This is a genomic window from Pseudomonas sp. KBS0710 (assembly GCF_005938045.2).
Lineage (GTDB): Bacteria > Pseudomonadota > Gammaproteobacteria > Pseudomonadales > Pseudomonadaceae > Aquipseudomonas.
The window spans coordinates 6,118,599-6,138,335 of sequence record NZ_VCCF02000001.1; the positions used below are offsets into that span (position 1 = coordinate 6,118,599).

A 19,737-nucleotide genomic window follows, 5' to 3' on the forward strand; every position below is an offset into this window, starting at 1 on the left:
AAGTATTCAGCTGATGTGCAAATTCCTCATAAAAACGAGGAAATAAATTCCCTTTCGCAATAACAGGGCGCGGCATTATAGGCGCCATTACTGGCAAAACAATGGCTTTTTGCTGTTGTGATTCGCGGTGAGGTGCCATTACTTGTCTCTTGAATGCGCGGTTCTTCGATGCGCCAAATCACTAACGCCTTGAGTCAAGCCCGTTAAAATTCAACAATGTGTTACTTCGTATTTCCCTTTGAGATTCATTCATGATTGCCCCTTTCCGTTTTCTCGCCTGGTTGCTGCTGCCAGGGTTGATGTCGTGCAGCTTCAACCTGCTGGCCGCGACTGCCGAGGGCGCCCCACAAGCCCTGCATCTGCTGGACTATATTGGCGCTGACTACCCGCCGACGGTGGAGGCGGGGAAGGTTATCGATGAATCCGAATACCGCGAACAAATAGAGTTTCTCGGCGTGTTGCAGAGCCTGGTGGCCGAGTTGCCGCAAAGGCCGGAGCGCGCGGAGTTAATCAAGGGCGTCGACGAATTGTCAGCGGCTGTATCCGCTCACCAGGACGGCGCAACCGTCGCCCGCCAAGCCCGCCAGTTGGGCGCCAAGTTGGCGGTGGCCTATGAAGTCAGCCAGGCGCCGGCGATCACGCCAGACCCTACCCGGGGTGCTCCGCTCTATGCCCAGCACTGTTCGGTGTGCCACGGTACTGCGGGCGCCGGTGATGGCCCGGCGTCCACGGGCATGACGCCACCGCCGGCGAACCTGCGCGACGCGACACGTCTGGACCGCCTGAGCCTCTACGCGATCTACAACACCCTCGGCCTGGGCGTTGAAGGCACCGACATGCCGTCCTTCGCTGACCAATTGGACGACCGCCAACGTTGGGACCTGGCCACCTACATCGCAGGTTTCACCGCTGACCCGGCGGCTGCCCAAAGCGAACAACCCTTCAACCTTGCCGACCTCGCACGCCAGACCCCCAACGAGGTGCTGGCAGCCAGTGGCCCAGCCGCTGCCGCGACGTTCCGCGCCCAGCGTGCGCAGCCGCCGCAGGTCAAGCGTGGCCCGTCGCAGTTGCTTGATTACACCGCAACCACGCTGGACAAGAGCCTCGCCGCGTTCCGCAACGGCGATCACGAACAGGCCTATGACCTTTCAGTCGCAGCGTACCTGGAAGGCTTCGAGCTGGTAGAAAGCTCCCTGGATAACGTCGACGCCAATGTGCGCAAAGACACTGAGAAAGCTTTGATGGCCTACCGACAGTCGTTGCAGGACGGCCTGCCGGTCGAGCAGGTGCAACAGCGCCTGGACGTGGCCAAAGGCAAACTCACCGAATCCGCCGGATTGTTGGGCAGTGATGGCCTGAGCTGGTCGCTGAGCTATATCTCCGGTTTGCTGATTCTGCTGCGCGAAGGCCTTGAGGCGATTCTGGTACTGGCGGCGGTCCTGGCGTTCCTGCGTAACACCGGCCAGCAATCGGCGGTGCGCAGTGTCAACGTTGGTTGGGGCTTGGCGCTGCTGGCCGGCTTGGCGACCTGGGCCTTGGCGGCGTATGTGATTGACGTGAGCGGCGCCCAACGCGAATTGCTTGAAGGCTGCACGGCGCTGTTCGCCAGTGTGATGGTGCTGTGGCTGGGCGTGTGGATGCATGACCGACGCCACGCGGCGGCCTGGCAGGATTACATCAAGAGCAGCCTGGTCGGCGGCGGGGGGCGTTTCGGTTTTGCGATGCTGGCGTTTTTCTCGGTGTATCGCGAACTGTTCGAGGTGATCCTGTTCTACGAAACCCTGTGGCTGCAAGCCGGCCCTGCCGGGCACAACGCGGTACTGGCCGGCGGCGCCACGGCGTTGGTGCTGCTGGTAGGTTTGGCGTGGGTGATTCTGCGCGGCTCGGCGAAACTGCCGCTGGCGTTGTTCTTTGGCATCAATGCGGCGCTGCTGTGCGCGTTGTCGGTGGTGTTCGCCGGGCATGGCGTCAAGGCCTTGCAGGAAGCGGGCATTTTCGGCACACGGCCGGTGGCGTTCTTTGACTTCGACTGGCTGGGCATTCATGCCGATGCGTACTCGTTGAGTGCGCAGGCTGTGGCGATCCTGGCGATTGTGGTGCTGTACGGCCGCAGTCGTCTGGCCGAGAAGCGTCGAGTGGTGGCATAAGCATGCGTGTGTGGATCGATGCAGACGCCTGCCCGCGGGCAGCCAAGGACCAAGTGGTGAAGTTCGCCCTCAAGCGCCAGTTCGACGTGGTGCTGGTGGCGGGCCAAAGCCAGATCAAGCCGAGCTTTGCCTGTGTGAAGCTGATCGTGGTGCCCAGCGGCCCGGACGCGGCGGATGACTATCTGGTGGAGCACGCCGTGCCCGGTGAGTTGGTGATCTGCAGCGACGTGCCGTTGGCCGATCGCCTGGTGAAGAAGGGCGTCACGGCCCTCGACCCACGCGGCAAGGAGTTCAGCCCGGCGAACATGAGTGAGCGGCTGGCGGTGCGCAACCTGTTCACCGACCTGCGTGAGCAGGGCCAGATGGGCGGCGGCCCACCGCCCCATGGGGAAAAGGACAAGCAGGCGTTTGCCAACGCGCTGGATCGTATCCTCACGCGTCTGATGAAAGCGGGTTAATCATTCTCGTGGGTCAGTTCCAGTACTCGATCCACCAGCTTGTTGATCCCTGATGCGACCTCGCTGATGCGCTTGCCGAGCATGTAGGCCGGTGTGCTCACCAGCTTGCGGGCCTTGTCCTCGACGATGTCCTCGACAGCGCACTCCTGATGAGTGGCACCCATTTTGTCCAGGGCGGCCGCCGTGTCGGGGCAGTTGCCGATGGTGCAGGTCACGCCGGGGCCGTAGATCTTTGCCGCCAGGGCCGGTGAGATGCAGATCAACCCCACGGGCTTGCCGGCTTCGGCAAAGGCTTCGGCCAGCTCCAGCACTTGTGGATTGACGCTGCAGCCGGCGCCCTCCACGGCAAAGTTCGAGAGGTTCTTGGCTGCGCCAAACCCGCCAGGCACGATCAGTGCGTCGAACTCGTCGGCGTTGGCTTCGCGTATGTCTTTGACTTCACCGCGAGCGATGCGCGCCGACTCCACCAGCACATTGCGTGACTCGGGCATCTCTTCACCGGTGAGGTGGTTGATCACGTGCAGCTGCGCAATATCTGGCGCAAAACATTGGACCTGAGCGCCGCGCTGATCCAGGCGCAGCAGTGTGATCACGCTTTCATGGATCTCTGCGCCGTCGTACACGCCGCAGCCGGAAAGGATCACTGCAATCTTTTTGCTCATGGGCATCTCTCCTATTTTGTGGCGTTAAATGTCTACTAATTTGTCACCTGTTGCCAATGGGATCTCCTGCCGCTACACCTAATCTTGATGTAACAAAAAAACATCGGACTAGCCCATGGACTTTGTGCCTTACGCGGTACCGTTTTTCATTGCCCTGATCGTGGTCGAGCTGCTGGCCGATCGCTGGCGCGGCGAACGCAATTATCGGGTGGCGGACGCCATCAACAGCCTCAGCACCGGCGTGCTGTCCACCACCACCGGGTTGTTGACCAAGGGCGTGGGCCTGTTGACCTACGCGTTTGCCCTCAAGCACCTGGCGCTGATCGAGCTGCCCGCCCAGAGCGTATGGACCTGGGTGTTCGCCTTTGTGTTCTACGACTTCTGCTACTACTGGCTGCACCGCTGCGGCCATGAACGCAATATTCTTTGGGCCGCGCACTCGGTGCATCACCAGAGCGAGGACTACAACCTCACCACCGCCCTGCGCCAGACCAGCACCGGCTTTTTGCTGAGCTGGATCTTCTACCTGCCCCTGGCCGTGCTGGGTGTGCCGTTGGTGGTGTTTATCAGCGTGGCCTCGCTCAATCTTCTGTATCAATTCTGGGTGCATACCCGCCATGTGCCCAAGCTTGGCTGGTTCGAGTGGTTCTTTGTCACGCCGTCCAACCATCGGGCCCACCATGCACAAAACGCTCTCTACATGGATCGCAACTACGGCGGGGTGTTCATTATTTGGGACCGCCTGTTCGGCAGCTTCCAGGAAGAAGACGAAAACGAACCGGTGATCTTTGGCGTGACCACGCCGTTGGCCAGTTGGAACCCGCTATGGGCCAACCTGCAGTTTTATGCACAGTTGTGGAGTGATGCGCGCCGCACCGAGAGCAGGTGGGACAAGCTGCGTATCTGGTTCATGCGCACCGGCTGGCGCCCGGCGGACGTGAAGGCCAAGTACCCGATGGCCAAGCCCGACTTGAGCCAGTTCCGCAAATTCGAGGTGCCGCTGGACGCACGCCAGCAGGTTTACATCGCCCTGCAATTTGCAGCGTATGTAGGGTTTGGCAGTTACCTGATGAATTTCGGCGAAGGGCTGCCCACGGCCGCGCTGGTACTGGGCTGGAGTGCGATGGCGCTGGGGTTGTTTACCTTGGGCGTGGCCCTGGAGAACCGACCGTGGGCGCTGAAAGCCGAGCTGGTGCGCCTGGGGCTGAATGTGCCACTGGTGTGGCTGGCGCCGTTGGTCGGCTTGTGGCCAGCCAGCAGCCTGGGCTGGCTGGGTCTGGTGAGTTACAGCTTGCTCAGTGCGATCGGCCTCTACTGTTGCAGAAGCCGGCTTACTCGACTGGCGTCTTAGGCGTTGGCTCCGGGGCCGGCTCGGCAGCCAGCCGGGCCTTGGCCGCAGCACAGGCTTCGCGGGCGATACGCGCATTCTTGAAGCGCCGGCGCAACCACAGGCCAAAACCCAGCAACAGCAACGCGCCCAGTACCCACAGCTCGTATTTCTTGACGCTGCCGAGCATGCCTTCCAGCACCGCACCGAAGTGGTAGGCCGCCGCGCCCAAGGCTGCGGCCCAGATGGCGGCGCCGATGCCGTTGAGGATCAAGTAGCGGGCCGGCGGGTAGCCAGACAGGCCTATCGCCACTGGCATGACGGTGCGCAATCCATACACGAAGCGGAAGCTCAGCACCCAGATATCCGGGTGCTTGCGGATATGTTCCAGGGCCTTGTCGCCCATCAATTGCCAACGCGGCTTGCGCGCCAGCAGCTTGCGCCCGTGTTTGCGCCCCAGGAAATACCACAGCTGATCGCCGGCATAGCTGCCAAAAAAGGCAACCACGACCACCAGGTTGATATCCATGTAGCCACGGAACGCCAGGAAGCCTGCGAGAACCAAAATGGTTTCGCCTTCAAAGAAGGTGCCCAGGAAGAGCGCAAAGTAGCCGAAGTCATGCAGAAATTGTTGAAGCATGGTCTGGGGTGCTGGCGAAATGAACGCGCAGCCTACGCCTTCGTGAACATTCATGAAAGTATCGAGATGTGTCACGAAGTGAACAATTCCTACATAAACGACGAATGCGACTACAGGTCGCATCGATAAGCACAACTGTCATTCCTTCGTCATAATGGCCGCTTATAACTGCAACGCTCGCCCGTAAACGCGGGCTCAGGAGTCTGTCGTGAGCTTTACCCCTGCCAATCGCCTGTTCCCCGCCACCCGTCTGCGACGCAATCGCCGTGATGATTTTTCTCGCCGCCTTGTACGTGAAAACGTACTGACGACGAATGATCTGATCCTGCCGGTGTTTGTGCTGGACGGCGAAAATCGTCGGGAAGCTGTGGCGTCGATGCCGGGCGTGGAGCGCTTGACCATTGATTTGCTGCTTGAAGAGGCAGCCGGTTGGGTTGAACTGGGGATTCCGGCATTGGCGCTGTTCCCGGTGACACCGGCTGAACTCAAGTCCCTCGACGCCGCCGAAGCCTGGAACCCCGAAGGCATCGCCCAGCGCGCCACCCGTGCCTTGCGTGAGCGTTTCCCGGAACTGGGTGTAATCACCGACGTGGCGCTGGACCCGTTCACCACCCACGGCCAGGATGGCATTCTCGACGAAGACGGCTACGTTCAGAACGACATCACTGTCGATGCGCTGGTCAAGCAGGCCTTGTCCCATGCCGCAGCAGGCGCCCAGGTGGTGGCACCGTCGGACATGATGGACGGCCGCATCCAGGCGATCCGCGAAGCCCTCGAGCTGGCCGGCCACGTCAACGTACGCATCATGGCCTACTCGGCCAAGTACGCCAGCGCGTATTACGGCCCGTTCCGCGATGCGGTGGGCTCGGCGTTGAACCTGGGCAAGGCCAACAAGGCCTCGTACCAGATGGACCCGGCCAACAGCCATGAAGCCCTGCACGAAGTGGCGGCCGACCTCGCTGAAGGCGCCGACATGGTGATGGTCAAGCCCGGGATGCCGTATCTGGACATCCTTTATCGGGTCAAAGAGGAATTCAAGGTGCCGACCTTTGTCTATCAGGTCAGCGGTGAATACGCCATGCACATGGCCGCGATCCAGAATGGTTGGTTGAGTGAAGGGGTGATCCTCGAATCCCTGACTGCCTTTAAACGTGCGGGTGCTGATGGCATTCTGACCTACTTCGCCGCCCGCGCTGCCCAATTGCTTAGAGAGCAACAATAGCCCTCACAGGAACACTCGATGAATACCGAAGGACTCTCCGAAGTTGCTGTAAAAGACGCTCACCCGGTGGTTGAACAAGTCACCGAAACCCCACCGGAGCTGGAGCCGGCCGCACCTGCCGTGGTGGCTGAAGCGCCCGCGCCGGCCCCGGTAGCGGCGGTGACCAACCTGGATGACAGCAGCCTGTACATCCACCGTGAGCTGTCACAACTGCAATTCAACATCCGCGTGCTCGAGCAGGCGCTGGATGAGTCCTACCCGCTGCTGGAGCGGCTGAAATTCCTGCTGATCTTCTCCAGCAACCTGGACGAGTTCTTCGAGATCCGCGTTGCCGGCCTCAAGAAGCAAATCACCTTTGCCCGTGAACAAGCCGGTGCCGACGGCCTGCAGCCGCATCAGGCCCTGGCACGCATCAGTGAGCTGGTACACGGCCATGTGGACCGCCAATACGCGATCCTCAACGACATACTGTTGCCGGAACTGGAAAAACATCAGGTCCGCTTCATCCGTCGACGCCACTGGACCACCAAGATCAAGACCTGGGTGCGCCGCTACTTCCGCGACGAGATTTCACCGATCATCACCCCGATCGGCCTCGACCCGACGCACCCGTTCCCCTTGCTGGTGAACAAAAGCCTCAACTTTATCGTCGAGCTGGAAGGCATCGACGCCTTCGGTCGCGATTCGGGCCTGGCGATCATCCCGGCGCCGCGTCTGTTGCCACGGATCATTAAGGTACCGGAAGAAGTCGGGGGCGCTGGCGATAACTATGTATTCCTCTCGTCGATGATCCACGCACACGCCGATGACCTGTTCCAGGGCATGAAGGTCAAGGGCTGCTACCAGTTCCGCCTGACCCGTAACGCCGACCTGGCGCTGGACTCCGAAGACGTCGAAGACTTGGCCCGCGCCTTGCGCGGCGAGCTGTTCTCGCGCCGTTACGGCGACGCGGTGCGCCTGGAAGTGGCCGACACCTGCCCTAAACACCTGTCGGACTACCTGCTCAAGCAGTTCAACCTGGCCGAGTCCGAGCTGTACCAGGTCAATGGCCCGGTAAACCTGACACGTCTGTTCAGCATCACCGGCCTGGACAGCCACCCGGAGCTGCAATACACGCCGTTCACGCCGCAGATCCCGAAATTGCTGCAAAACAGCGAGAACATTTTCAGCGTGGTGAGCAAGCAGGACATTCTGCTGCTGCACCCATTCGAGTCGTTCACGCCAGTGGTCGACCTGCTGCGCCAGGCCGCCAAAGACCCGCATGTGTTGGCCGTGCGCCAGACCTTGTATCGCTCCGGCGCCAACTCGGAAATCGTCGATGCGCTGGTCGACGCCGCGCGTAACGGCAAGGAAGTCACTGCGGTGATCGAGCTGCGTGCGCGGTTTGACGAAGAGTCGAACCTGCAACTGGCCAGCCGCCTGCAAGCGGCCGGCGCGGTGGTGATCTACGGCGTGGTCGGCTTCAAGACACACGCCAAGATGATGCTGATCCTGCGCCGCGAAGCCGGTGAAATCGTGCGTTACGCCCACTTGGGCACCGGTAACTATCACGCCGGCAACGCCAAGCTCTACACCGACTACAGCTTGCTCACCTCTGACGACGCCTTGTGTGAAGACGTCGGCAAGTTGTTCAGCCAGTTGATCGGCATGGGCAAGACCTTGCGCATGAAGAAGCTGCTGCACGCGCCGTTCACGCTCAAGAAGGGCATGCTCGACATGATTGCCCGCGAAACCCAGTTCGCCCTCGACGGCAAGCCGGCGCATATCATTGCCAAATTCAACTCCCTGACCGATCCGAAGATCATCCGCGCGTTGTACAAGGCCAGCCAGTCCGGGGTGCGCATCGACCTGGTGGTGCGTGGCATGTGCTGCCTGCGGCCGGGCATTGTGGGCGTGTCGCATAACATCCATGTACGCTCGATCATCGGCCGCTTCCTGGAGCACACGCGGGTGTTCTACTTCCTCAACGGCGGCGAAGAGCAGATGTTCCTCTCCAGTGCCGACTGGATGGAGCGCAACCTCGATAAGCGTGTGGAGACCTGCTTCCCGGTGGAAGGCAAGAAGCTGATCATGCGGGTCAAGAAGGAGCTGGAAAGCTACCTCACCGACAACACCCACAGCTGGAGCCTGCAATCGGACGGGCGCTACGTGCGCAATACACCGACCGGCAACCAGAACCCGCGCAGCGCGCAGGCGACGTTGCTGGAGAAGCTGGGTAGCCCGATTCTTGCGGTGAATTAAAACCCGGCACAAACCTAATGTGGGAGCGGGCTTGCCCGCGATAGCGGTAGGTCAGTCAAAGATGCGTTGACTGACACTCCGTCATCGCGGGCAAGCCCGCTCCCACATTTATTTTGTGGCGTTATATAGAGCGTATCAGCGCAGGTTCAGCGCGAACCCCACCCGCGTCAACCACTCCGCTTCCTGGGCAAAATCCGCCTGGGTCAGCTGGTTTTCATCCAGCCAGCCTTTGGGGAACACCACGTCCAGGCTGTCGCCATGGGCGCGCAAGGTGACTTGCGGCATTTCCTGGGTGCCACGGATGTGGTGGAACAGGATCGCAAAGCGCAGCAGCACGCACAGGCGGATCAGCTTGATGCCTTCGTCGCCGAATTCGGCAAACTTGTCCTTGGGAATGTTGCGGCGATGGCCACGGACCAGCAGGGCCAGCATCTGTTGGTCTTCGCGGGAGAAACCGGCGAGGTCCGAGTGCTCGATCAGGTAGGCGCCGTGCTTGTGGTAATGGTAGTGGGCGATGTCCAGGCCCACTTCATGCACCTTGGCGGCCCAGCCCAGCAGTTCGCGCCAGACGCCGTCTTCCAGGTCCCAGTCCTCGGCCACTTGGTCAAAGGCGTGCAGGGCTTTGCGCTCCACGCGGGCCGCTTGTTGCAGATCGACGTGATAACGCTCCATCAACGAGGTGAGGGTGCGCTCACGCACGTCTTCGTGGTGATGGCGGCCCAGCAGGTCATACAGCACGCCTTCGCGCAGGGCGCCATCACAGTGGTCCATGCGTTGCAGCTCGAGGGCGTCGAAGATCGCTTCAAGAATCGCCAGGCCAGCCGGGAAGATGGCGCGACGGTCGGGCTTGATGCCGTCGAAGTCGATTTTCTCGGCATCGCCCAGCTTGAACAGTTTGCGCTTGAGCCACGCCAGGCCTTCGGCGTTGACCTCGCCGGTGCCATGGCCGCCGGCTTTGAGGGCCAGGCCGATGGCGCGGATGGTGCCGGAGGAGCCGATGGCCTCATCCCAGGTCAGGCGGTGCAGCGCGTGCTCAATGCTCATGATCTCCAGCCGCGCCGCCGTGTAGGCCTGGGCATAGCGGGCCGGGGTGATCTTGCCGTCCTTGAAGTAGCGCTGGGTAAAGCTCACGCAGCCCATTTGCAGGCTCTCGCGCAGCAAGGGCTCGAATCTTTGGCCGATGATGAACTCGGTACTGCCGCCGCCGATATCCGCCACCAGGCGCTTGCCGGGCGTGTCGGCCAGGGTGTGGGACACGCCCAGGTAGATCAGGCGCGCTTCCTCGCGGCCGGAGATCACTTCTACCGGGTGCCCGAGGATTTCTTCGGCACGGCGGATGAATTCGACACGGTTACGCGCCTCACGCAGTGCGTTGGTGCCGACAATTCGCACGGCGCCCAAAGGCATACCGTTAATCAGTTGGGCAAAACGCTTGAGGCAGTCGAGGCCGCGTTGCATGGATTCTTCATTGAGCTGGCGCTGGTCGTCGATGCCGGCAGCCAGTTGAACTTTCTCGCCGAGCCGCTCAAGGATGCGGATTTCGCCGTTCTGGGCCTTGGCCACGACCATGTGAAAGCTGTTGGAGCCCAGGTCGATGGCGGCGATCAGGGACAGATTCTTGGCTTGGGATTGCGGCATGGTTTGGGGGTCTCGGTCGATAACCCGACCATCGTGCCACGATCGACCGCTGCCGCCAACGCGTTGTGCTTCGGGAATCTTCCTGTCGGTGCAGGAGACAATGCCTGTTGGAGATGTAGGGCGATTCTCCTTTGCTCTGAAGAATAAACTTTAGACTAAGTAAGAGATGTTAAATTTATGCTTATAAAAATCCTCTCGGGACTTTTCTTACAGGGCTTCGTATTTGTTCTGTTCGATTTCATAGTTATGACTACTGATGCAGTAGTAAACGGTGGTGATGTTTTTATTACATTCTGACAACACTTGGCGTGCTCTCCTATTCTTTTTCAGGTCACTAACAAGCGAGACTGCCCGCCGGCAATGATGCCGTGGCGTTATTTGTTTATGGTCTTTCATGTCAGGGAATGTCGTATTTTAGAAACGGAGCTTTCAGCCTTTAATAAGTAACGCCTGTTAATTTCTAATGACGGGTAAAATATGAAAAAAGTATTTGGTTTGGCCGTGGGTATCGCGTGCCTGGTCGCCAGTGTGGGTGCCTATGCCACACCTACGCCGACCGGTAACCTGATCGTCAAGGGCACCATCATTCCGGCGGCTTGCAGTATGAGCGTGAGCGCCGGCGGGGTTATCGACTATGGCACGATTCGCGCTAGTGAATTGTCCCAGACGAATTTCAACCCACGTGAGGAGCGTTCCACTTCCCTGGTCGTCAACTGCGGTACTACACCTGCCAGGTTTTTCTTGTCTGTCACTGACTTGCGGTCCTCCAGCAAAGTTGCCGGCATATTGGGCGCTGGCTACACCGAGGCCCAAAACTATGGTCTCGGTACGTCGGGTGGCAAGCGCATCGGCGGCTATTCGGTCACCCTTAGAAACCTCACGTCCAGCGGTTCGGCGCTTCACCCGATTGTACGGGCGAACAAGGACGCAGCCTGGCAAGCCAGCGACGGCAAGGTTACCCAGACACCTAGCCAGCATTCCTGGCGCAACGGCACTGTCAATGCGCCAGCTTCGATCTCTCAGCTAAGCGGCGTCATTGCCGTCAAAGCTGTGATCAATCGCGCAAATGATCTGAACCTTGCCGGTAATGTGGCGTTGGATGGCCACGCGACGTTGGTTCTGGATTACATCTAAACGTTTGAACAACAGTCGATAGCAAGGCAGAGGCAGTCAGGGGGCCTCCTATTTGTTATCGGCTGTTTTCATGTGGCTGTGTAATTACAAGTGATTATTTGTTTGTAAGTGTCCCAAGGAGAACCCGGTGAACGGTCTTTCAAGAATGATTTTTTTCATATCGTGTTGTATGGCGTTGCTGATGTGTGGCGTAGCCCGTGCCGACGGTATGTTGCCTGAAACAACGGTTGTCATTCTTTATGAAGAAAATGGCGAAGCCACGATTAACATTAAGAATACCGACCCGACCCCCGCATTACTGCACTCCGTCATTGAAAATGTGCCCGAGGATCTTGAAACCCTGTTGATTGTCACGCCGCCCATTGCTCGCGTGGAGCCAGGGGAAACGCAACTGGTCCGGTTTATCAGCACCTTGAAGACGCCGCTCAAGACTCAGCGCTTGAAGCGCGTGTCCTTCGAGGGGATTCCCCAGGCGCGTGAGCCCGGTGGTGCGACCATTGGTATCACCCTGCGTCAGAACTTGCCGCTGATCCTGCACCCGGCCGGTTTGCCCCGGCACCAGGCACCTTGGGAACTGCTCAAGTGGAAGCGCCAGGGTGATCGCTTGAGCGTGCATAACGACAGTGCTTATGTGGTGCGCATGGGATTGGAGGTGCAGCTTAATCCGCTGAAACAAACCGGCTTGCTGCCTCGCACTTATATCCTGCCCGGTGAGGAATTGACGCTCAAGACCGAAGGGCCGACGGGAGCGGTGTCCTCGGTGGTGCTGCAGCCGGCCACGACCTTTGGGTTTGCTGTCGATGACTACCAGGCAGATGTTCTGGTTCATGAGCGTTGAGCGTTCGATGGTTGGCCTGACGTTTCGTCGCCCTGGGCTTTTCATGGGGCTGGCAGCTTTGTGGGGTGCCCCCGGTTTTGCTTTGGCCGTCGAGTTGGGAGAGGGCTTTGATCTGGCTGTCCTGGCCAGTTATGGCATCGACCCCAAGGTTTCCGACTACTTTCGCAGTGCGGCGCGGTTTCGTGAGGGCATGCAAGTAGTGGGGCTGCGGGTCAACGGGAATTCCCTGGGATTGGTCGAGGCTCGTTTCGATTATCAGGGACAGCTGTGTTTTACCCCGGGTTTGCTGGAGAAAGCGGGCCTTAAAGTGCCCTCGGCGATCCTGCAATCGGGCATCTCGGCCGATCAGGCCTGTCACGATTTCATTGGTGAGTTCCCTGCGACCATCGTCAGGTTGCAGCCGGGCAGCGAAGAGGTGGTGCTGGTCGTGCCTACCCAGTCCCTGCGTGAGCCTGAATGGGAAGGGGGAAATTTTTCCGAGGGCGGTGCAGCGGCGTTGTTCAACTACGATGTGCTTGGGTTTCAGACCCAGTCGCGCAGTGGCCCCAGCCGGTTCGTTTCGGCTTATACCGAGGCGGGATTCAACCTGGGTAACTGGGTGGTCCGTAGCCGGCAGTTCTACATCGTTGATAACGGCAAAAGTAGCAGCGAGCATGTGCAAGCCTACGCCCAGCGTGATATCGCGGCGTTGCAATCGACTTTCCAGGTGGGCCAGATCTCTACCCGAAGCCCGGTATTCGGCGGGATTCAGCTTTCGGGGTTACAGCTGTTTCCTGATGGTGTCTCCCGCGCCGGCGCCAGTAATGGCGTGGTGGTGGAGGGGTTGGCCCACAGCCAGGCGCGTGTCGAGGTGCGCCAGTCCGGTGCGCTGATCCATACCACGCTGGTGCCGGAAGGGCCGTTCAGCCTGACAGGCTTGCCTTTGCTCAATGGCACCAGTGACCTCGAGGTCAGCGTTATCGGCACTCGGGGCGGCACACGCAGTTTCGTGGTGCCGGCGGCTTCCTTTGGTGCGGCTATTGCCGTAACCCCAGGCTTTGACTTCGCCCTTGGCAAGGTACGTGAACAACTGAGCGGGGGCCGCGAGGCGCCGACTGTCGTCATGGGCAGCGGCACCTGGGGGTTTGGCCGGCAGTCATCCCTGGGGTTCGGTTTATTGAGTACCGATGAGTACCAGTCGGCCGGCGGAACGATGAGCAGTGTGTTTTTCCAGCGGGTGACCGTCAGTGCCCGGCAAAACATCTCGCGCGATGGTGAGGCGGGTGTGAACGGCAGCCGCAGTGCAGTATCCCTGAGCAGCCCGTTGGTGGCGGGTGCTGAGATGAGCTTCAGTGCGACGACCCAAAGCCAAGGCTACCGCGATGTGCTCGAAGCAGGCCGGCGCTTGAAAAAAGACGATCTGCACACTCGTTTCCAGAATCAGTACACCGCGGGGATCAATTGGGCTGAGCCGACCCTGGGCGCCTTTTCGCTCAGCTACGCACGCAGTACGCAGTTTGATGGCCAGCTTGCCGAACATGTATTTGCCTCGTGGAACAAGGGTTTCAGGCAGGTGGATGTAGCGTTGATCGCCGACTCGCAGGTGGGCGCCTCGCGGCGGCGTAAGGTCGCAAGCCATGAACGTGGCATGCGTGATGAGATATCGCCAGAAGGGCTGTCCTTGCGCCTGCAGGTCACGGTGCCCTTGGGTGATGATCGCCGCCTGACGTCCTATGCCAGTCGCCGCAATGGCCGCGCCGATATGGGCACGGCGTTGTCCGAGCGGGTCAATGAATATGTGAACTACGAAGTGGGGGTTGAACGGGATCTGCAGGAGCGCCAGCAAGCGGTTCGCGCGAATGTGGACGTGATGCCGCGTTACACCCGTGTGGGCCTGGGCGTGAACCGCACGCCCACGAGCACCAGCTACAACGGGCAACTGCAGGGTGCCGTGGTGGCTCACGAGCGCGGCCTGACCTTTTCCCCCTACGCCGTGCAGGACACCTTTGGTGTGCTTTCGGTGGGCGAAGTGTCAGCGGCCAAGGTTTCGACCCCACAAGGCCCGGTATGGACTGACTACCGTGGGCATGCAGTGATTCCCGGCTTGCCGGCCTATACCACCAGCCACCTGGAAGTGCAGACCCAGTCCTTGCCCAAGCGGGTCGACCTCAAGAATGGCACCAAAATCCTCGCCGTTGGGCGCGGTTCATTCAATACCGTGGATTTCCAGGTGGTGAATGTTCGCCGGGTATTGCTTGAGGTGCGCGATGAGCAAGGCACATCTCTGCCCCAGGGCTCTGCAGTGTTCGGCCCGGATAACACCTACCTGACCAATGTGGTGGGTGAGGGCCTGATCTTTTTGAACAACATGGATGACGGGCAAATCCTCAGCGTTTCGCCGCCGGGTTCTACCCGCCCATGCCTGCTGCATCTGAACCTTGAGTCGCAACCCCTAGAGGACAAGCTCTATGAAACGGCTTCGGCGGTCTGTCGTGCCCAATAAAACCGTGCAAGCCCCCATCCGTCGACTGTGCCTGGGCGTTAGCTTGCTGTTGTTCATGCTCGCGATAGCGGCCCCGGATGCTTCGGCGAATGACTGCCGGCTTTCCCTCAGCCAGCCAAGGGTCGACTACGGCGTGCTTAGACGCACCGAACTGCTGGGCGATGGGATCAGAAGCCAGCCCATCATGTTGGGCAAGCGAACCCTGCAATTGAGCGTCGTGTGTGCCCAGCCCGGGGCTGTCGCCTTGCGCTTTACGGGTGTTCCGGCAGGGGCGCAAGGTTATCGATTCGGCCGCCAGGGCAGCTTCACCCTGGCCCTCAGGCATGCCCAGGTCGATGGTCGCGCCGTCGAACTCAACTCGGCGCAATCAACAGACATGTCTACTACGGGGCTTTTATTGCCCGGCCACGTATTGATTGCCAAAGCCAGTGGTCTGCCGCTGACCGGCACACGCTTTTCAGCGCTGGTGCAGATCGACACTTACCTGCCACCCGATGCCTTTTCAGTGCGCCACGAGACCGTCTTTGAAGGTCAGGGGCACTTTGAATGGTTGCCCGGCGGCTAATCGATCAACCCGGTTGCTCCACCGAGCCGATGAAATTGGCGAACTCCGGCGTCTTTGGGTTGGCGAACAAGGTCTTGGGGTCGCCCACTTCATGCACCTTGCCCTGGTGCATGAACACCAGCTTGTCCCCGACTTCCCGGGCAAAGCGCATTTCGTGGGTCACCATGATCAGGGTCATGCCGTCCTTGGCCAGTTGGCGCACCACGCTGAGCACTTCATTGACCAGCTCCGGGTCCAGTGCCGAGGTGATTTCATCGCACAGCAGTACCTTGGGCGACATGGCCAGCGCACGGGCAATGGCCACCCGTTGTTGCTGGCCGCCGGACAGGCGATCAGGGAAGGCGTCGAACTTTTCCCCCAGCCCGACCCGTTCCAGCATCTGCCGGGCAAGCTGGGCGGCTTTGGCCTTGGGCACTTTCTGCACCACTTGTGGCGCGAGCATGACGTTCTCGCCCACGGTCAGGTGTGGGAACAGGTTGAACTGCTGGAACACCATGCCGACTTTCTGCCGCAGGCTGCGCAGGTCGGCGCGGGCGGCGTCGAGGTATTCACCATCGACTTCAATCACGCCGTCGTTGATCGATTCCAGGCCATTGAGGGTACGCAGCAAGGTGGATTTGCCCGAGCCGCTGCGGCCGATGATCGCCACCACCTGACCTTCTTCAACGGTCAGGTCGATGCCTTTGAGTACATGGTGATCGCCGTAATACTTATGCAGGGCGGAAATTCTAAGCAGAGGCATGCAGTCTCCTTTCCAGGTAGCGCGCGCTGAGGGACAAGGGGTAGCAGAGCAGGAAGTAACCGAGCGCCACCAGGCCGTAGACCATAAAGGGCTCGAAGGTAGCGTTGGCGAGCATGCCGCCGGTTTTGGTCAGCTCGGTAAAGCCGATGATCGAGGTCACGGCCGTGCCTTTGACCACCTGCACCGAGAAGCCCACGGTGGGCGCCACGGCGATGCGCAGGGCTTGGGGCAGGATCACGTAGCGCAGTTGTTCAAGCGGGTTAAGCGCCAGGCTGGCCGAGGCTTCCCATTGCCCGTGGGCAATCGATTCGACGCAGCCGCGCCAGATCTCGGCCAGGTAGGCGCTGGTAAACAGGGTCAAGGCAATCGCCGCCGCCAGCCAGGGCGAGATATCCACACCCAGCAGCGCGATGCCGAAAAACACCAGGAACAGCTGCATCAACAGCGGCGTGCCCTGGAATAACTCGATGTAGGTGCGCGCGACATTGCGCGGGAAAGCTTTGCGGCTGATGCGCATCGTCATCACCAGCAAACCGATAACGCCGCCGCCGACAAACGCCACCAGCGACAGCAGCAAGGTCCATTGCAGGCCGGTGGCGAGGTTGCGCACGATGTCCCAGAAAGAGAAATCACTCATCGGCTGTTCCTCTTCACGAACCTGCGGCCTATCCAGTTGAGCAACTGGCGAATCATCAAGGCCATGCACAGGTACACCAGGGTGGTCAGTGCGTAGGTTTCAAACGCGCGGAAGTTGCGTGACTGGATAAAGTTGGCGGCAAAGCTCAGCTCTTCGGTGGCGATCTGCGAGCACACCGCCGAGCCGAGCATCACGATGATGATCTGGCTGCTCAGGGCCGGCCACACCTTGCCCAGTGCCGGCAGCAGCACCACATGGCGGAACGCCTCGAAACGCGTCATTGCCAGTGCCGCTGCGGCCTCCAGTTGGCCGCTGGGGACCGCCTGGATGCCCGCGCGGATGATCTCGGTGGAGTACGCCCCCAGGTTGATCACCATCGCCAATACGGCGGCTTGCCACTCGGTGATTTTCAGCCCCAGGGACGGCAGGCCGAAGAAGATGAAGAACAGCTGCACCAGGAACGGCGTGTTGCGGATCAACTCGACATACACCCCGAAGATCCAGGAAAACGGTTGGATCTTCCAGGCCCGCACCACGGCGCCGACGGTGCCCAAGGCTACGCCGAGGATCGCGCCGATAGCCGTCAGCTCAAGGGTGAACAGCGCGCCGCGCAACAGCAGGTCGGTATTGGCCAGCACTGGCACAAAGTCAAATTGATACGCCATGAATCAGCTCCGCCTCACAGATCGGCAGGCAGCGGCTCTTTAAGCCACTGCATTGCGTTCTTTTCCAGGCTGCCATCGGCCTTGGCCGCGACCAGGATCTGGTTGACCTTCTCCAGCAGGGCCGGCTCGTTTTTGTTCACGCCCACGTACACTGGCGAATCCTTGAGTTTTACCTTCAGCTCCAGCCCGCGTTTATTGCTGCGTTCGCTGATGGCCACCATCACGACGTTGCCGCTGGCGATCAGGTCAACCTGGCCGGCCAGGTAGGCGGCGATGGTTGAGTTGTTGTCTTCGAAGCGCTTGATCGTGGCTTCCTTGGGCGCGACGGCGGTCAGCTCGATGTCTTCAATGGCGCCGCGGGTCACGCTGATGGTCTTGCCCTTGAGGTCGTCGGTGGTGTGGATGGCCGCATCAGGTGGGCCGAACACAGCGAGGTAGAACGGCGCGTAGGCCTTGGAGAAGTCGATGACCTTTTCACGCTCGGCGTTCTTGCCCAGGCTGGAAATCACCAGGTCGACCTTGCCGGTGGTGAGGAACGGGATACGGTTGGTGCTGTTGACCGGGGTCAGCTCCAGCTTGACCTTGAGCTGGTCGGCCAGCAGCTTGGCGGTGTCGATGTCCAGGCCACGGGGTTTCATATCCGGGCCAACCGAGCCGAACGGCGGGAAGTCCTGGGGCACGGCAACCTTGAGGGTGCCACGGGCGACGATATCGTCCAGACCGTTGGCATGGGCGGGTGCCTGGCTCAGCATCAGGCTGGCAAACAGGGCAGTAAGCAGGGCGCTGTAGCGCTTGGTCATGGCAACTCTCCGGGGAAGGGCGCGGGAATATTCTGTTTCGAGCCATTGCACGGCCCATGCCATCACGGCACCAATGGCCTGGAGCGCTGGGATTTGTTGAGTTCTGGTGGTCTTACTGGTCTGAACAGTGCGCAGGGTTTTCGCACCTTTTTCGAGCGCCGGCAAAACCCCGCGAGCCCCTTTGGGGCGTGGCTTGCCGCCGGCTTCGAATAGCTTTACAACTAGCCGGTCCGTTAACTGCAACCTTGAGTTTTTTATGAATTCCATCGCCCAAGCCGTACCGGAAGCGGCCCTGCAGGCCATCCGCAAACTGATCAAGGAACAGGGCTTTGCAGCGGGTGACGCATTGCCGTCCCAGCGCGACCTGGCGGTGCAGTTGGGCGTGAGCCGGGCATCGTTGCGCGAGGCGTTGTCGTCGCTAAGTGCCTTGGGCGTGGTGAGCGTGCAGCCGGGTAAAGGTGTGTTTGTGCAAGAGGTACAAGAGGCGCCGGGGTTTGCCTGGCCCTTCGCCGCGCAGGCCACGCCTTTGGACATCTTCCAGTTGCGCTACGCCCTGGAAGGGTTCGCCGCTGGGTTGGCGGCGGTGACGTTGAGCCTCGATGAGCTGGACGGCCTGCAGGACAATGTGGAGGCGATGCGCAAAGTGCTCAAGGCCGGCGACTTCGAAGCCGCTGCCCGGCTGGACTTCGAGTTCCATCAACGGATCCTGCTGGCCAGCGGTAACCAGGCGATGGTGAGTATCCTGAGTGCCAGTGCCGAGGTGTTCCTGGAGAGCCAGAAGCTACCGTTCATCCGACCGGAACGGGCCATGGAGACCTGGCAAGAGCACCGCAGGATCCTGCGTGCCCTGGCCCGGCGCGCCAGTGCGGCGGCGCAGAAAACCATGCAGGAACACGTGCGCAATGCCGCGTTGCGCACCGGCATCGCCTTCGTGACCCCCGTGACGCCGTGAGTGGGCTATACCCAAACTCATGCAGCGCCATAGCAAGACTCAATCAGAGGCGGCTTCCTGAACGGGGGAAGGGCGGCTATGATGGGCCACGTTTTTTTTGCTTACAATCCGGAGACATCCATGAGCAACGATCTTATCAAGCACGTCACCGACGCGACCTTTGAGGCCGAAGTACTCAAGGCTCAAGGCCCGGTACTGGTTGACTACTGGGCTGAATGGTGTGGCCCTTGCAAAATGATCGCCCCTGTTCTGGACGACATTGCGACCACTTACGAAGGCAAGCTGACCATTGCCAAGCTGAACATCGACGATAACCAGGAAACCCCGGCCAAGCACGGCGTACGTGGTATCCCGACCCTGATGCTGTTCAAGAACGGCAACGTCGAAGCCACTAAAGTGGGCGCGCTGTCGAAGTCCCAGCTGCAAGCTTTCCTCGACGCGAACATCTAAGCGTCGTCAAAAAAGCCCCGCAAAATAGCGGGGCTTTTTCGTGAAACAGGGCTAGACGCTCCGAAATTCAGGTGGTACATTCGGCCCCGCACTGGTTTCTCCACTGCCCCCTGCAAGCCGTCGCCGACGCATTCCTT

At 60.2% G+C, this 19,737-nt stretch carries 18 protein-coding genes; 11 read left to right on the forward strand and 7 right to left on the reverse strand.

Annotated features, from left to right (window positions below):
• The first annotated feature begins 251 nt into the window (after nt 1-251).
• Nucleotides 252-2,147 carry an FTR1 family protein gene (locus tag FFI16_RS27875; protein WP_138813356.1) on the forward strand — a complete coding sequence of 632 codons (1,896 nt, stop codon included), beginning with the start codon at nt 252-254 and terminating at the stop codon, nt 2,145-2,147.
• A gap of 2 nt (nt 2,148-2,149) precedes the next feature.
• Nucleotides 2,150-2,605 carry a YaiI/YqxD family protein gene (locus FFI16_RS27880; RefSeq protein ID WP_138813357.1) on the forward strand — a complete coding sequence of 152 codons (456 nt, stop codon included), beginning with the start codon at nt 2,150-2,152 and terminating at the stop codon, nt 2,603-2,605.
• On the opposite strand, the gene elbB is transcribed toward FFI16_RS27880, so the two are convergent.
• Nucleotides 2,602-3,267, reverse strand: coding sequence for an isoprenoid biosynthesis glyoxalase ElbB (gene elbB / locus FFI16_RS27885; protein WP_138813358.1), 666 nt, complete (start codon nt 3,265-3,267; stop codon nt 2,602-2,604). The genes FFI16_RS27880 and elbB overlap by 4 nt on opposite strands.
• Before the next feature lie 115 nt (nt 3,268-3,382).
• On the opposite strand from elbB, the gene FFI16_RS27890 reads away from it, so the two are divergent.
• Nucleotides 3,383-4,618, forward strand: coding sequence for a sterol desaturase family protein (locus tag FFI16_RS27890; RefSeq protein ID WP_138813359.1), 1,236 nt, complete (start codon nt 3,383-3,385; stop codon nt 4,616-4,618).
• On the opposite strand, the gene FFI16_RS27895 is transcribed toward FFI16_RS27890, so the two are convergent.
• Nucleotides 4,599-5,234, reverse strand: coding sequence for a DedA family protein (locus tag FFI16_RS27895; RefSeq protein ID WP_138813360.1), 636 nt, complete (start codon nt 5,232-5,234; stop codon nt 4,599-4,601). The genes FFI16_RS27890 and FFI16_RS27895 overlap by 20 nt on opposite strands.
• Nucleotides 5,235-5,442: 208 nt before the next feature.
• Here FFI16_RS27895 and hemB point away from each other — a divergent pair, with 208 nt between their 5' ends.
• Together hemB and ppk1 are read left to right on the forward strand one after the other, a co-directional pair.
• Entirely contained in the window at nt 5,443-6,456 is a 1,014-nt protein-coding gene (gene hemB, locus FFI16_RS27900; RefSeq protein WP_138813361.1) for a porphobilinogen synthase, read from the forward strand.
• Nucleotides 6,457-6,474: 18 nt separating this feature from the next.
• On the forward strand, nt 6,475-8,697 hold the full coding sequence (ppk1, locus tag FFI16_RS27905; protein WP_138813362.1) for a polyphosphate kinase 1: 2,223 nt from the start codon (nt 6,475-6,477) through the stop codon (nt 8,695-8,697).
• 135 nt (nt 8,698-8,832) lie between these two features.
• Here the strand turns inward: ppk1 and ppx are convergent, their stop codons facing one another.
• Nucleotides 8,833-10,335 (reverse strand): exopolyphosphatase, encoded by a 1,503-nt coding sequence (gene ppx / locus FFI16_RS27910; RefSeq protein ID WP_178112714.1) that lies wholly within the window; start codon nt 10,333-10,335, stop codon nt 8,833-8,835.
• A gap of 477 nt (nt 10,336-10,812) precedes the next feature.
• Between ppx and FFI16_RS27915 the strand changes: the two genes are divergently transcribed.
• From FFI16_RS27915 to FFI16_RS27930, 4 genes are all read left to right on the forward strand, one after another.
• Complete coding sequence (locus FFI16_RS27915; RefSeq protein WP_138813364.1) at nt 10,813-11,469, forward strand: DUF1120 domain-containing protein; 657 nt, start codon at nt 10,813-10,815, stop codon at nt 11,467-11,469.
• A 169-nt stretch (nt 11,470-11,638) separates the two neighbouring features.
• On the forward strand, nt 11,639-12,307 hold the full coding sequence (locus FFI16_RS27920; protein WP_256666308.1) for a fimbria/pilus chaperone family protein: 669 nt from the start codon (nt 11,639-11,641) through the stop codon (nt 12,305-12,307).
• 43 nt (nt 12,308-12,350) lie between these two features.
• Nucleotides 12,351-14,789 (forward strand): fimbria/pilus outer membrane usher protein, encoded by a 2,439-nt coding sequence (locus tag FFI16_RS27925; RefSeq protein ID WP_138815329.1) that lies wholly within the window; start codon nt 12,351-12,353, stop codon nt 14,787-14,789.
• Complete coding sequence (locus FFI16_RS27930) at nt 14,779-15,354, forward strand: hypothetical protein (protein ID WP_306110109.1); 576 nt, start codon at nt 14,779-14,781, stop codon at nt 15,352-15,354. The genes FFI16_RS27925 and FFI16_RS27930 overlap by 11 nt, the downstream gene beginning before the upstream one ends.
• A 4-nt stretch (nt 15,355-15,358) precedes the next feature.
• On the opposite strand, the gene FFI16_RS27935 is transcribed toward FFI16_RS27930, so the two are convergent.
• The 4 genes from FFI16_RS27935 to FFI16_RS27950 are packed head-to-tail and all read right to left on the reverse strand — an operon-like array spanning nt 15,359 to nt 18,198.
• Entirely contained in the window at nt 15,359-16,096 is a 738-nt protein-coding gene (locus FFI16_RS27935) for an amino acid ABC transporter ATP-binding protein (protein WP_017135248.1), read from the reverse strand.
• Entirely contained in the window at nt 16,083-16,733 is a 651-nt protein-coding gene (locus FFI16_RS27940) for an amino acid ABC transporter permease (RefSeq protein WP_138813366.1), read from the reverse strand. Before FFI16_RS27940 ends, FFI16_RS27935 begins: the two co-directional genes overlap by 14 nt.
• Complete coding sequence (locus tag FFI16_RS27945; RefSeq protein WP_138813367.1) at nt 16,730-17,398, reverse strand: amino acid ABC transporter permease; 669 nt, start codon at nt 17,396-17,398, stop codon at nt 16,730-16,732. The genes FFI16_RS27940 and FFI16_RS27945 overlap by 4 nt, the downstream gene beginning before the upstream one ends.
• Before the next feature lie 14 nt (nt 17,399-17,412).
• Nucleotides 17,413-18,198: a transporter substrate-binding domain-containing protein gene (locus tag FFI16_RS27950; protein ID WP_138813368.1), complete on the reverse strand. Its 786-nt coding sequence runs from the start codon at nt 18,196-18,198 to the stop codon at nt 17,413-17,415.
• A 256-nt stretch (nt 18,199-18,454) separates the two neighbouring features.
• Here FFI16_RS27950 and FFI16_RS27955 point away from each other — a divergent pair, with 256 nt between their 5' ends.
• Together FFI16_RS27955 and trxA are read left to right on the forward strand one after the other, a co-directional pair.
• On the forward strand, nt 18,455-19,150 hold the full coding sequence (locus FFI16_RS27955) for a FadR/GntR family transcriptional regulator (RefSeq protein ID WP_138813369.1): 696 nt from the start codon (nt 18,455-18,457) through the stop codon (nt 19,148-19,150).
• A 120-nt stretch (nt 19,151-19,270) separates the two neighbouring features.
• Nucleotides 19,271-19,600 (forward strand): thioredoxin TrxA, encoded by a 330-nt coding sequence (gene trxA, locus FFI16_RS27960; RefSeq protein ID WP_003213989.1) that lies wholly within the window; start codon nt 19,271-19,273, stop codon nt 19,598-19,600.
• The last annotated feature ends 137 nt before the right edge of the window (nt 19,601-19,737 follow it).

What these genes read in the sequence shown, in the direction of transcription:
- FFI16_RS27920 (WP_256666308.1), top strand. Translation starts at nt 11,639, where the DNA reads ATGGCGTTGCTGATGTGTGGCGTAGCCCGTGCCGACGGTATGTTGCCT.
- FFI16_RS27890 (WP_138813359.1), top strand. Translation starts at nt 3,383, where the DNA reads ATGGACTTTGTGCCTTACGCGGTACCGTTTTTCATTGCCCTGATCGTG.
- FFI16_RS27915 (WP_138813364.1), top strand. Translation starts at nt 10,813, where the DNA reads ATGAAAAAAGTATTTGGTTTGGCCGTGGGTATCGCGTGCCTGGTCGCC.
- FFI16_RS27950 (WP_138813368.1), bottom strand. Translation starts at nt 18,198, where the DNA reads ATGACCAAGCGCTACAGCGCCCTGCTTACTGCCCTGTTTGCCAGCCTG.
- elbB (WP_138813358.1), bottom strand. Translation starts at nt 3,267, where the DNA reads ATGAGCAAAAAGATTGCAGTGATCCTTTCCGGCTGCGGCGTGTACGAC.
- FFI16_RS27935 (WP_017135248.1), bottom strand. Translation starts at nt 16,096, where the DNA reads ATGCCTCTGCTTAGAATTTCCGCCCTGCATAAGTATTACGGCGATCAC.
- FFI16_RS27925 (WP_138815329.1), top strand. Translation starts at nt 12,351, where the DNA reads ATGGGGCTGGCAGCTTTGTGGGGTGCCCCCGGTTTTGCTTTGGCCGTC.
- FFI16_RS27895 (WP_138813360.1), bottom strand. Translation starts at nt 5,234, where the DNA reads ATGCTTCAACAATTTCTGCATGACTTCGGCTACTTTGCGCTCTTCCTG.
- FFI16_RS27955 (WP_138813369.1), top strand. Translation starts at nt 18,455, where the DNA reads ATGAATTCCATCGCCCAAGCCGTACCGGAAGCGGCCCTGCAGGCCATC.
- trxA (WP_003213989.1), top strand. Translation starts at nt 19,271, where the DNA reads ATGAGCAACGATCTTATCAAGCACGTCACCGACGCGACCTTTGAGGCC.
- FFI16_RS27875 (WP_138813356.1), top strand. Translation starts at nt 252, where the DNA reads ATGATTGCCCCTTTCCGTTTTCTCGCCTGGTTGCTGCTGCCAGGGTTG.
- FFI16_RS27880 (WP_138813357.1), top strand. Translation starts at nt 2,150, where the DNA reads ATGCGTGTGTGGATCGATGCAGACGCCTGCCCGCGGGCAGCCAAGGAC.
- FFI16_RS27945 (WP_138813367.1), bottom strand. Translation starts at nt 17,398, where the DNA reads ATGGCGTATCAATTTGACTTTGTGCCAGTGCTGGCCAATACCGACCTG.
- ppk1 (WP_138813362.1), top strand. Translation starts at nt 6,475, where the DNA reads ATGAATACCGAAGGACTCTCCGAAGTTGCTGTAAAAGACGCTCACCCG.
- ppx (WP_178112714.1), bottom strand. Translation starts at nt 10,335, where the DNA reads ATGCCGCAATCCCAAGCCAAGAATCTGTCCCTGATCGCCGCCATCGAC.
- FFI16_RS27940 (WP_138813366.1), bottom strand. Translation starts at nt 16,733, where the DNA reads ATGAGTGATTTCTCTTTCTGGGACATCGTGCGCAACCTCGCCACCGGC.